Source organism: Evtepia sp., assembly GCF_056797215.1.
This window is the reverse complement of sequence record NZ_JBQILM010000047.1, coordinates 1-11,223: the sequence shown is the minus strand read 5'-3', so window position 1 is coordinate 11,223 and position 11,223 is coordinate 1. Positions and strand designations below refer to the sequence as shown.

At 60.1% G+C, this 11,223-nt stretch carries 10 protein-coding genes and 1 pseudogene; 5 read left to right on the top strand and 6 right to left on the bottom strand.

Annotation, left to right across the window (positions count from 1 at the left end):
• Positions 1-308, bottom strand: a pseudogene (locus tag ACTOZL_RS09495) (GPR endopeptidase); the annotation flags it as partial.
• A 217-nt stretch (positions 309-525) separates the two neighbouring features.
• Here ACTOZL_RS09495 and rpsT point away from each other — a divergent pair.
• The 3 genes from rpsT to ACTOZL_RS09480 all read left to right on the top strand — a co-directional run bounded on the left by rpsT (position 526) and on the right by ACTOZL_RS09480 (position 4,235).
• Positions 526-792, top strand: a complete 267-nt coding sequence (gene rpsT / locus ACTOZL_RS09490) for a 30S ribosomal protein S20 (RefSeq protein ID WP_482478122.1) — start codon at positions 526-528, stop codon at positions 790-792.
• Between the two features lie 141 nt (positions 793-933).
• The gene (locus tag ACTOZL_RS09485; protein WP_482478121.1) at positions 934-2,316 is read left to right on the top strand and encodes an MATE family efflux transporter; all 1,383 of its coding nucleotides are present in this window, start codon (positions 934-936) and stop codon (positions 2,314-2,316) included.
• Positions 2,317-2,561: 245 nt separating this feature from the next.
• Positions 2,562-4,235 (top strand): methyl-accepting chemotaxis protein, encoded by a 1,674-nt coding sequence (locus ACTOZL_RS09480; RefSeq protein WP_482478119.1) that lies wholly within the window; start codon positions 2,562-2,564, stop codon positions 4,233-4,235.
• Positions 4,236-4,389: 154 nt separating this feature from the next.
• On the opposite strand, the gene ACTOZL_RS09475 is transcribed toward ACTOZL_RS09480, so the two are convergent.
• The 3 genes from ACTOZL_RS09475 to ACTOZL_RS09465 form a co-directional block, all read right to left on the bottom strand.
• A complete protein-coding gene (locus ACTOZL_RS09475; RefSeq protein WP_482478118.1) occupies positions 4,390-5,241 on the bottom strand; it encodes a 3-hydroxybutyryl-CoA dehydrogenase in 852 nt (283 codons plus the stop codon).
• Positions 5,242-5,284: 43 nt separating this feature from the next.
• Positions 5,285-6,061, bottom strand: a complete 777-nt coding sequence (locus ACTOZL_RS09470; RefSeq protein ID WP_482478117.1) for an enoyl-CoA hydratase-related protein — start codon at positions 6,059-6,061, stop codon at positions 5,285-5,287.
• A gap of 211 nt (positions 6,062-6,272) precedes the next feature.
• Positions 6,273-6,974 (bottom strand): DUF554 domain-containing protein, encoded by a 702-nt coding sequence (locus tag ACTOZL_RS09465; protein WP_482478116.1) that lies wholly within the window; start codon positions 6,972-6,974, stop codon positions 6,273-6,275.
• A 218-nt stretch (positions 6,975-7,192) separates the two neighbouring features.
• Here ACTOZL_RS09465 and ACTOZL_RS09460 point away from each other — a divergent pair, with 218 nt between their 5' ends.
• Positions 7,193-8,218 carry an RpnC/YadD family protein gene (locus tag ACTOZL_RS09460; RefSeq protein WP_482478115.1) on the top strand — a complete coding sequence of 342 codons (1,026 nt, stop codon included), beginning with the start codon at positions 7,193-7,195 and terminating at the stop codon, positions 8,216-8,218.
• 115 nt (positions 8,219-8,333) lie between these two features.
• A complete protein-coding gene (locus ACTOZL_RS09455) occupies positions 8,334-10,076 on the top strand; it encodes a polysaccharide deacetylase family protein (protein WP_482478114.1) in 1,743 nt (580 codons plus the stop codon).
• 68 nt (positions 10,077-10,144) lie between these two features.
• On the opposite strand, the gene ACTOZL_RS09450 is transcribed toward ACTOZL_RS09455, so the two are convergent.
• Positions 10,145-10,600: a hypothetical protein gene (locus ACTOZL_RS09450; protein WP_482478113.1), complete on the bottom strand. Its 456-nt coding sequence runs from the start codon at positions 10,598-10,600 to the stop codon at positions 10,145-10,147.
• Positions 10,601-10,631: 31 nt separating this feature from the next.
• Positions 10,632-11,093: a hypothetical protein gene (locus ACTOZL_RS09445; protein WP_482478112.1), complete on the bottom strand. Its 462-nt coding sequence runs from the start codon at positions 11,091-11,093 to the stop codon at positions 10,632-10,634.
• Between the last annotated feature and the right edge of the window lie 130 nt (positions 11,094-11,223).

Sequence of the window (11,223 nt, the reverse complement as noted above, 5' to 3'; positions counted from 1 at the left end):
CCCGCCACCAGCACCGGCCCCGTTTTGGGCAGGCTGGGCAGCCGCTCCAACATGGCCGCCACCGCCCGGGCCGCCCCCAGGACCTCCTCTCGCTGCCGGGGCAGCTGGGGCAGGTCCAAGGTGAGATAGCGCCCCACCGGCCGCCCCAGGGCCTGGGCCCCCTGCTGGTCCAGGATTTCCACCTGGGTCAGGGGCAGGCCAAACAGCGTGTCCTCCTCCGCCCGCACCCCGGGCAGACGGGCCGCCCCGCCCCCCTGGGCCAGTTCCCTGGCCTCCAAGGCCAGGTCGATCTTTCGGTCAAAATTCATGCCTTCCCTCCCACCGCCTCCATTATATATAAGGTAGAGCCCCTATATCTGGTAGGCGTTTCATTTGCTGCTACTAGCCTTTGCCGGAGGAAGGGGAAGTATGCAAAAGTTTTGTTTTTTCCCGAAAAACGCTTGCATTTCAAGGAAGTCTGTGTTAAAATACATTCTCGCACAGGACTTTATATTTTATTTTAAGGTATCGGAGGAGGTGTTTGGTTTGCCGAATATCAAGTCTGCAAAGAAGCGTGTTCTGGTCAATCAGGCAAAGGCTGCGCGCAACAAAGCCGCAAAGTCCGCTCTCAAGACCAAGCTGAAGTACTTTGACGCCGCCGTCAGTGAAGGCAACCGCGTCGAGGCCGATCAGAGATACTTGGAGGCCGTCAAGGCTGTGGATCAGGCTGCTGCCCGTGGGTTGATGCACAAGAACACCGCGGCCAACCGCAAGAGCAAGCTCACCCTGCGGCTCAACAAGCTGCCCCAGTGAGCAAAGGACAAGAACCGTCTGATTCTCAGGCGGTTTTTTTCTTTGCCCAAAATCCCTCTTGACTTTTCCCAACGTCCAGAATATACTAAAAATTCAACATTTCGACACCATAAAAAACAAAAGAAAGGAAGGCTCCCCCCTATGCCCAACACACCCCTGAAGCCCGGGGAGAACAAGATGGGCGTTCTCTCCGAAGGCAAGCTCCTGGCCAACATGGCCGTCCCCATTATGATCTCCATGCTGGTCCAGGCCCTTTACAATATTGTGGACAGCATCTTCGTCTCCCGGCTCAGCGAAAACGCCCTCACCGCTGTGTCCCTGGCCTTCCCCCTGCAAAACCTGATGATTGCCGTGGGGGTGGGCACCTCCGTGGGCATGAACGCCCTGCTCTCCCGGGCCCTGGGGGCGAGGGAACAGGAGGAGGCGGACCGCACCGGCAACGTGGGCCTCTTCCTGGCCCTGTGCTCCTTTGTGCTCTTCGCCGCCATCGGCATCCCCGGCTCCCGGCTGTTCTTCCAGCTTCAGACCGACGTAGCAGAGATTGTGGATTACGGCGCAATGTACGGCATGGTGTGCCTGGGGGCCTCCCTGGGCCTGTTCTGCCAGATCACCTTTGAACGCCTGCTGCAATCCACCGGGCGCACCAAGCTCTCCATGGCCATGCAGCTGGTGGGGGCCATCATCAACATCATTCTGGACCCCATCCTCATCTTCGGCCTCTTCGGCCTGCCCCGGCTAGAGGTCATGGGGGCGGCGGTGGCCACCGTGGTGGGCCAGTGCTGCGCCGCCCTGGTGGGCCTGGCGCTGAACCTGAAGTATAACCCGGAGATCCACGTGCGCCTGCGCCAGATCCGTTGGCACGGCCCCACGGTGCGGGGCATCTTCCACATCGGCTTCCCCTCCATCGTCATGCAGTGCATCGGTTCCGTGATGGTCTTTGCCGTCAACGGCATCCTGGTGGCCTTCACCACCACCGCTGCCGCGGTGTTCGGGGCCTATTTCAAGCTCCAAAGCTTCATCTTCATGCCTGTGTTCGGCTTGAACAACGGCATGGTGCCCATCATAGCCTATAATTATGGGGCAAAGAAGCCGGAGCGGGTCCATAAGACCGTAAAACTCTCCGTGGCCACGGCCATGTCCATCATGGCTGTGGGGACCCTGGTGTTCGAGGTATTCCCCGGCCAGCTCCTGCAGCTCTTTGAAGCCTCCCCGGAGATGTTGTCCATCGGGATCCCTGCCCTGCGCCTCATCGGCCTGTCCTTTATCATGGCGGGGCACAACATCCCCGCCGCCGCCGTGTGCCAGGCCATCGGAAACCCCATGCACAGCCTGGTGGTCTCCGTGTGCCGCCAGCTGGTGGTGCTGCTCCCCGTGGCCTGGCTGCTGTCCCAGACGGGGAACCTGACCCTGGTGTGGCTTGCCTTCCCCATCTCGGAGGTGGTGGCACTGGTGATGAGCGCCGTCTATCTGAAAAAAGCCCTGCGCAGCGCCGACGCGGTGATGGCAAGCGGGGAGGCGGCATAACACCCTTTGGAACACTGGGCGGGGGCTGGTTCGGCCTGCGCCCATCTTCCAAAACTCTTTTCTTGACAAGCTGCCGCTCCCCCGCTATAATGAAAAAAAGATGACGGAGCCGTTTCAAGCCGCCTGGATTGATTGACCGTTCGGGGCTGCCCCAGCGGTCATTTGTCTGTCCAGGGGCGTGCCGTAACGCCGCTTCGTCCCCCCCTTTCCCGCAAACATATATTTCATCGTAAGGAGGGTTTCCCATGGGAACCAGTATCAAAAGATCCATTGGGATCCGGGTTGCCTGTGCCATCATCGGTGTGCTCCTGTTCAGCGTTGTGACGACGGTGAATATCATCCGGATCCAAGATACCCAAGATGCCAGCGGCCAGGCCCGCAATGTGTTGGACCATGCCCAAGCAGCCGAGACCGCCCACTATAAATGGGCCGCGAACCTGAGCAATGCCCTCTACGCTGGTACAGAGTTCACTGGCAGTATGGACCACACCGGCTGTGTCCTAGGCAAATGGCTCTACAGTGAACTGGGTATGGAGAACACCACCCTGGAACAGCTCCGGGCTGAAATCGAACCCCTCCATAGACAGCTCCATGAATCCGCCAGCACCGCGCTGTCCCTCCTGGCCACCGACCCGGCCCAGGCCCAGGCCTACTATCAGGAGACCATCCAGGGGAACCTGACCACCCTGGTGGGCTTGCTGGACCAGGTGGTGGAGTGCGGCACACAGCTCAGCAACGATGCCGCTGAGGCCATGCAGAAGACCATCAACATCATGCACGTGCTCACCTGCATCTGCCTGGCCCTGAACCTGATTTCCCTGATTAGCCTGGTGGTGTATGTGATGCGCGCAGTGATCCGCCCTCTGCTGCGCATCACCGAGCGCACCAAGCCCCTCCAGCAAGGCGACTTGACCCTGCGCCTCAACTACAAATCCAAGAACGAGCTGGGGCAGCTGGCCAAGACCTTGGAGCAATCCATGGGCCGTATCCACGAGTATGTAGACGACATCAACCGGGTGATGGAAGAGCTCTCCCGGGGCAACTTCGATGTGGGCACCAGCGTTCGCTACATCGGCGACTTCCAGTCCATTGAGGCATCCTTGAACCGCTTCACCTCCGCCCTGTCTGAATCCTTGGGGCACATCTACCAGGCCGAGCGCCGGGTGGCAGGGAACGCCGAGCAGCTTTCCAGTGGTTCCCATGCCCTGGCCCAGGGGGCGACCCAGCAGGCCAGCGCTGTGCAGGAGCTGTACGCCACAGTGGATAACCTCTCCAAGAGTTCTGAAAAGAATGTGGAGCTGGCCAGCGGGGCCCAGCGCAATGCCCAGAACACCAGTGAGCAGGTCAATCTGAGCAGCAAGCAGATGGAGAACATGGTCTCTGCCATGACGGATATCTCCGAGGCCTCCCAGCAGATCGGCAAGATCATTGCTACCATTGAGGACATCGCCTTCCAGACCAACATCCTGGCCCTGAATGCCGCCGTGGAGGCTGCCCGGGCGGGCAGCGCCGGAAAGGGCTTCGCTGTGGTGGCTGACGAGGTGCGCAGCCTGGCCTCCAAATCTGACGAGGCCGCCAAGGCAACCAAGGACCTCATTGAAAATTCCATCCTGGCCACAGAGCGTGGCACAAAGATCGTGGGCGAGGTGTCCCAGTCCCTGAAGCGGACCCTGGAGCTGGTGGTGGAGTCCAACAGCGCCATCGGCGCCATCGCCGCCGCCATCCACGAGGAGGCGGAATCCCTGGCCCAGGTCTCCGAGGGCATCGGTCAGATCTCCTCCGTGGTCCAGACCAACTCCGCCAGCAGTGAGGAGTCCGCAGCGGTGAGCTCCGAGCTCTTTGAACAGGTCCACCTCCTGGAAGAGGAGACCAAGAAGTTCAAGCTGCGCAAGGAGCAGGCTTACAGCACCATGACCTAACTGCATAGGATAACAAAAGCGGCAGCCTCACGGCTGCCGCTTTTTAGTGCGTCAAAAAAGGCGAAGCCGTTTTTGACGCACTAAAAAGCCAGCCCCGCGGTTTCCCGCGGGGCTGGCTTTCGCTAGGGGCATTTCATGAAAGGAGTTTAAGAGATTAGTCGTACTTGTAAAAACCTTCGCCGGTCTTCTGGCCCAGCAGGCCAGCGCGGACCATCTTCTTCATGGTCAGGGCAGGACGATACTTGGAGTCGCCGGTTTCGGTGAAGATGGTCTCCATGATGGCCAGGCAGATGTCCAGGCCTACCAGGTCGGCCAGGGCCAAGGGGCCCATCTTGTGGTTTGCGCCGTACATCATGGCGGTGTCGATATCCTCCTTGGAGGCGATGCCGTTCTCCAGGACGATGATAGCCTCGTTGATCATGGGGAAGAGGATGCGGTTGACCACGAAGCCGGGGGCCTCGCCGACCTCGACAGGGCTCTTGCCGATCTCAGCGGCGCAGTCGTACACGGCCTTGAAGCACTCATTGCTGGTACGGGCACCCCGGATGACTTCCACCAGCTTCATGGCGGGAGCGGGGTTGAAGAAGTGCATCCCCAGGACCTTGTCGGGGCGCTTGGTGGCGGCGGCAATGGCGGTGATGGAGATGGAGGAGGTGTTGGAAGCCAGGATGGTCTCGGGCTTGCACAGCTCGTCCAGCTCCTTGAAGATCTCCTTCTTGATGTCCAGGACTTCGATGGCGGCTTCCACCACCAGGTCGCAGTCAGCGGCGGCGGAGAGCTCCAGGGTGTAGCTCACGCGGCCCAGGACGGCGTCCTTGTCGGCCTCGCTGATCTTGCCCTTGGAGACCTTCTTCTCCATGTTCTTCTTCAGCACGCTCTCGCCGCGCTGGATGAAAGCGTCGGCAATGTCGCGGACGATAACGGTCTTGCCAGCCTCTGCGAAAACCTGGGCGATGCCCATACCCATGGTGCCGGCGCCCAGCACCATGATCTTATTGATAGCCATGATAGTGTTCCTCCTAAATGATCTTTCTGTGTTGCTTGTCTGTTTAGCGGTTCTTGAAGCCGCTGAGCTTGCGCTTCTCCACGAACGCCTTCATGGCGTCCTTCTGGTCCTCGGTGCCGAAGCAGGTGGCGAAGGCCAGGGATTCGTAGGTGACGGCGGTGGAGATGTCGCAGTCGATGCCCCGGCGGATGGCCATCTTGGATGTGCGGATGGCAACCTGGGCGTTGTTGGCAATGCGGGTAGCCAGCTTCAGGGTGTAGTCCATGAGCTCCTCGGCGGGGACCACGTGGTTCACCAGGCGGATGCTCTTGGCCTCCTCGGCGCCGATGGTGTCGGCGGTGTAAATCAGCTCCATGGCAGCGCCGGTGCCGATGATACGGGCCATACGCTGGGTGCCGCCGAAGCCGGGGATGATGCCCAGGCCCACTTCCGGCTGGCCGAACTTGGCCTTCTCAGAGGCGATGCGGATGTCGCAGGCCAGGGCCATCTCGCAGCCGCCGCCCAGGGCGAAGCCGTTCACCGCGGCGATGGTGGGCTTGGGGAACATGTCCACCCGCATGAGCAGGTTGTTGCCCAGCTCGGAGAAGTTCAGGCCTTCCTCCACGTTCATGGTGGCCATCTCGCCGATGTCAGCGCCGGCGATGAAGGCGCGGCCTGCGCCGGTGATCACCACGACGTAGATGTCGTCGTCGCGCTCCACCTCATCCAGCGCTGTGCTCAGGTCGGCAAAGACCGCCTTGCTCAGGGCGTTCAGGGCTTCAGGACGGTTCATGGTGATGATACCAATGTGGTCCTGCTTGGTGACTTCTACTAAAGCCATAGTGTTACCTCCTAAAAATAACTAGGAATCAAAGACTAGGTCCTGGGCCCGGCAAAAAGCACACAAGACCCGTGCAGATGTCATTCACCTGCAACAATAATTCAATATCAGTATACTTCATTTTTCCCCTGGGAACAAGGCGAAACTCTTCGCTGATTTTGCCAAAAAAAGAGAAAGTGCAGCGCCATTTCTGTGGTATTTTCAGGAGGGTTCATGCAAGATTCCCCAGCAAAGCCAGGTATACCGGCGGCAGGAAGATGGCCGGGAGCATATTCCCCGCCGGGATGGGCCGCTTGCCCATGCCAAGCATGTTGATCCCCAGAGCCAGGATCAGCACGCCGCCCACGGCGGACATCTCCCCGATCACTGGCTCACTGAGCACCCCTGCCAGCACCCCGGACAACAACACAATGCCCCCCTCATACAGCAGCACCGGCAGCACGGAGAAGAGCACCCCCACCCCCAGGGCGGCGGTGAAGCTCACGGCGGTGACCCCGTCAATAACGCTCTTGGACAGGAGGACGGACCAGTCCCCCTCCAACCCCGCTTGGAGGCTGCCCACCAGGGCCATGGCCCCCACGCAGAACACCAGGGAGGCCCCCACAAAACCCTGGGTAAAGCTGCTCTCCCCCTCCCCGGGGCCGTCGAAGCGGCGGCGCAGAAGTTCCCCCAGGCTATCCAGGCGTTTTTCGATGTTGATGAGGGTGCCGATGACGGTGCCCACCACCAGGCACACCAGGACACAGAGCATATTCTCCGTGGCCACGGCCCCGGCGATGCCAATGACCACCACACACAGGCCCATGGCCTCCATGAGGGCGTCCAGCAGCCGCTTTGGCAGACGGCGCTTCAGCAGCAGGCCTAGGGCGCTGCACAGGAGTATGACGGCACAGTTGATGAATACGGCAGGCATAGCGGGTTCCTCCTTGGCGCTTACGGCGCAGGGCAATTAAAAAATAAAGAGACCGCCCCAGGCGGCCCAAAATTTGGCGTTTCCCGGAAAATTATACCACAGCCCGCCCCTTCGTTTCAAGCCCGTATGCGGCAGCCCAGGGGCTTTTGTTTGCCACAAAAACAGTGGACGCGGCGGGGGGGGGTGTGATAAAATAGAGGAAAAGGAAGGTGAGGCCCATGGACTGGGAGACCACAACAGCCCAAGGGCTGCACATCACAGAGCTTAGCGCCCGCTATGACGCGGCCTGTAAGCGGGTACTGTCAGAGAAGTCCATCCTGGCGTGGATTATGAAATCCTGCTTGGAGGAGTATCAGGACTGTAATGTTCAGGAGATCGCGGAGAAGTACATCGAGGGGCAACCCCAGGTGGCCTCTGTTCCAGTGCTGCCAGATGAGGACGGCACGGTAATCCACGGCATGGATACCCAGGATACATCCCTCCGAGAGGGGACCGTCACCTATGATATCCGCTTCCGGGCCATCGTCCCCGGTACCGGGGAGCATATCAGCCTTATTGTCAACGTGGAGGCACAGAACGATTACTACCCTGGGTATCCCCTGCTCATGCGGGGCGTATACTATTGTTGCCGGATGGTCTCCGCCCAGTATGGCCGGGAATTTACTGGGCCCAACTATGGGAAGCTCAAAAAAGTCTACTCTATCTGGATCTGTATGAATCCACCCAAGGGGAAGGAAAATACCATCAACCGCTACCGTTTGGTGGAGGAACACTTGGCGGGTGCGGCCAAAGAAGCGGTAGACCATTACGACCTGCTGTCCATCGTCATGATCTGCCTGGGGGACCCAGAGGCGGGGGGCAGCGAGAGCGCCCTTCGGATGTTGGATGTTCTGTTTTCCGACAAGACCAGCGTGGCGGAGAAAAAGAAGATTTTACAGGAGGAATATGCCATCCCTATGACACAGAAGCTGGATCAGGAGGTGTCGTCTATGTGTAACTTGAGCGAAGGTGTTTTGAGGAAGGGCTTGGCCAGAGGCCGTGCCGAAGGTATGGCGGAAGGCCGCGCGGAGGGCCGCGCAGAAGGCATGGCCAAGGGCCGTGCAGAGGGCATGGCGGAGGGAATCCTAACCTCCATCCAGAGCCTGATGAAAAACATCCATGTATCTGCTGCCCAGGCTATGGTGATTCTGGATGTCCCAGAAGGGGAGCGGCAGAAGTATCTTGACTTGTTGGAAAAACAATGATGGAAGAACCCTCCGGGCCTTGGGGCTTGGAGGGTTCCTTTTTCCCCCCGGATGTTGTCAAAATTTGCCGGCTGTGGTATGATAAGGGCAAATCAACTCTGGAGGTCCTAACATTATGAAGCGAATTTTGGCTTTTTTCCTCTCTATCCTCCTGCTGAGCACCCTGTTTTGCGTCCCCGCCTATGCGGTGGGGGAGAAACTCCTTGCCATCACCTACGACGACGGCCCCGGGGCCCACACCGCCCGGCTCTTGGACGGCCTGAAGGCGCGGGGGGCCCAGGCCACCTTCTTTATGGTAGGCCAGAGTGCCGCCCGGTACCCGGACCTGGTGAAGCGGGTGTACCAGGAGGGCCACCAGGTGGCCAACCACAGCTATAACCACAGCCAGCTCACCAGCCTGTCCACCCAGGGGGTGCGCAACCAGATTCAGAACACCAACGCGGTGCTGGACCAGGCCTGCGGCGCAGGCAGCACTTACATGGTCCGGGCCCCCTATGGCAGCACCAACGCCGCCGTCCGCCAGGCGGTGGGGGCGCCCCTGGCGTTCTGGTCGGTGGATACCCTGGACTGGAAAAACCGCAACGCCACCACCGTGAAAAACGCCGTGGTCAACGGGGCCAAGGATGGGGGCATCATCCTGGTCCATGACATCCACCCCACCACGGTGGACGGCACCCTGGCCGCCATTGACGTGCTGAAAGGCCAGGGCTACCAGTTTGTCACCGTCCAAGAGCTCTTCCGCCGCCGGGGGGTGGCCCTGGAAAACGGGGTGCAATATACAAGCTGTCCCCCCAACGGCACAGACCTGGGGCCCGTCCAGGCCCCCAGCGTCACCGTGGAACCGGCGGGGGACAAGCTCCGCGTTACCCTCAGCGCCCAGGAGGGGGCTGCAATCTACTACTCCACCGACGGCTCCCCCCTGAACCAGGCCAGCGCCCGGTACGGGGAACCCCTGCTGGTGTCACCGCCCTGTAGCCTCCGGGCTGTGGCGGCGTTCAACATGAACGGCAGCCGCAGTGAGGTGGTGACCCAGGACTTCACCATGCCCATCACCCAGGCCCCCACCGCCTCCCTCCAAGACGGGCGGGTGGCCCTGGACTGCAAAACCCCCGGCGCATCCATCTCCTACACCCTGGCCGGGGCACAGACCAGCGACGGGGCCCAGGACTACACCGCGCCAATGGAACTCACCCCCGGCACCACCGTCACCGCCTGGGCCAGCGCCAGCGGCTGCCTGGACAGTGCCCAGGTGCAGTATACATATTCCCAGCTGAAAAACCTCTTCGCCGACGTCCACCCGCAGCAGTGGTATTACAGCGCCATAGACCGGGCTGCCGCCGCGGGCTATCTGCAGGGGGGCCAGGGGTGCCAATTCCAGCCTGACGCCCCCATAACCCGGGCCCAGCTTGTGACCATCCTCTACCGCGCCACCGCCGAGATTCCAGACGGCACCCCGCTGCCCTTCCCGGACGTGCCGGGCACGGCTTACTACTTCGGCCCTGTGCTCTGGGCCTGGGAGTCGGGCCTGGTTCGGGGCTATGAGGACGGCGGCTTCCACCCCGACCAGCCGGTGAGCCGCCAGGAGCTGGCTTTGATTTTCTACCGTTACCTGCTCCACTGTGATGTGCTGTTGTCCAAGGGGGATATCAGCGGCTTCCAGGATGCCGATGCCATCCCGGCCTGGGCCGCCCAGGCGGTGGGGGAGCTCTCCGCCAGCGGCCTGCTCCAAGGGGATGCCAAGGGGAACTTTGCCCCCACGGCAGTGGCCAGCCGGGCCCAGGCCGCCCTGCTCCTGCTGCGCTGCGTGGACTACATCACCTTAGACCGCCTGCCCATGCCCCAGGAACTGCGGCAGTGACCTGTCCAAAAACCCAAAACGCCCACAAAAGGGCCAGGGAATCACTTCCCTGGCCCTTTTTCGTGTTTTTATGCCCCCTGAGGGTCTAAACGGATGGAGTCACGCACCGCCTGGAAACCAGGATGGGACAGGACTTCATCAATGGGGATGCGGCCGGTGGTGTAGAGGACGAAGTTATAATGCTCCCCATTGTCATAGTAGTCGAAGTTGGCTTCATAGGTGACTTGTTCCTTGTCTTTGTAGGCTGTATAAATCACCTCATGGCCTGGGAGCGGATGGCTGATGGGGGTGACGGGACGAAGGATGCGCTCTTTGCTGAACTCATCTGTCAAGGACGTTAGGGCATGGTAGGAATCCAGCTGGTCTTTCTCTGTGGCGATGTGGAGACAAAAGGAGTGGTCGGGTGCATAGAACATCAAGGCGTTGGCGTAGGCGTCTGGCGTGTCGGGGTCTAGGTAAAAGCCCTCTGGGGGAGCAACGGAGATGGGGCCGACATGCAGACGGCCATTTTTATACAGAAACATAAATTTCCTCCATTCTTGTATTGCGTCTGATTCATGCCTCTTGAGGCTCCAAGCGGATGGACGCGAAAAGCGCTTGAAAGCCGGGGTGGGACAGAACCTGGTCTATGGGGACACTGCTGGTGACATAAACTGTGCAGCTCTCCTGCGCCTGCCCGTCGCCACCGTCAAAGTGGGCGGAATAATATTGGTTCCGGTTTTCATAGGAGTAATCGCTCCGGTAGCTCACTTCGTAACCTGGGAGGGGGTGGGTGATGGGGGTGACGGTTTGGAGAATCTCCTCTGGGTCACACTCATCCAGGTCGTTTTCCGCGGCAGCGTGGGCATCCATGGTGGCCGTTTCTATGGTCATGTGGACAAGGAACGTGTGGTCTGGGGAAAAGAACATCACGGTGTTGTAAAAGGCGTCGGGGCTTTCGTTGTCCAGATAAAACCCCTCTGGGAGGGCAAAGGAGAACGGGCCAGCGTAAAAACGGCCGTTTTTATAAAGGAACATAAGAACCACCATCCTATATTTTCTCAATGAATGCAGCTAAGCGGGCAACGGTTTCGTCGTCCAGTGTGGATACATTCAGGGTTTTCGGGGCATCAAGGCTGACCAAGTAGTCCACACTCACCCCGTACAG

Coding starts and splice junctions, on each gene's coding strand:
- ACTOZL_RS09485 (WP_482478121.1), top strand. CDS start 934: ATGCCCAACACACCCCTGAAGCCCGGGGAGAACAAGATGGGCGTTCTC.
- ACTOZL_RS09480 (WP_482478119.1), top strand. CDS start 2,562: ATGGGAACCAGTATCAAAAGATCCATTGGGATCCGGGTTGCCTGTGCC.
- ACTOZL_RS09475 (WP_482478118.1), bottom strand. CDS start 5,241: ATGGCTATCAATAAGATCATGGTGCTGGGCGCCGGCACCATGGGTATG.
- ACTOZL_RS09470 (WP_482478117.1), bottom strand. CDS start 6,061: ATGGCTTTAGTAGAAGTCACCAAGCAGGACCACATTGGTATCATCACC.
- ACTOZL_RS09465 (WP_482478116.1), bottom strand. CDS start 6,974: ATGCCTGCCGTATTCATCAACTGTGCCGTCATACTCCTGTGCAGCGCC.
- ACTOZL_RS09460 (WP_482478115.1), top strand. CDS start 7,193: ATGGACTGGGAGACCACAACAGCCCAAGGGCTGCACATCACAGAGCTT.
- ACTOZL_RS09455 (WP_482478114.1), top strand. CDS start 8,334: ATGAAGCGAATTTTGGCTTTTTTCCTCTCTATCCTCCTGCTGAGCACC.
- ACTOZL_RS09450 (WP_482478113.1), bottom strand. CDS start 10,600: ATGTTTCTGTATAAAAATGGCCGTCTGCATGTCGGCCCCATCTCCGTT.
- ACTOZL_RS09445 (WP_482478112.1), bottom strand. CDS start 11,093: ATGTTCCTTTATAAAAACGGCCGTTTTTACGCTGGCCCGTTCTCCTTT.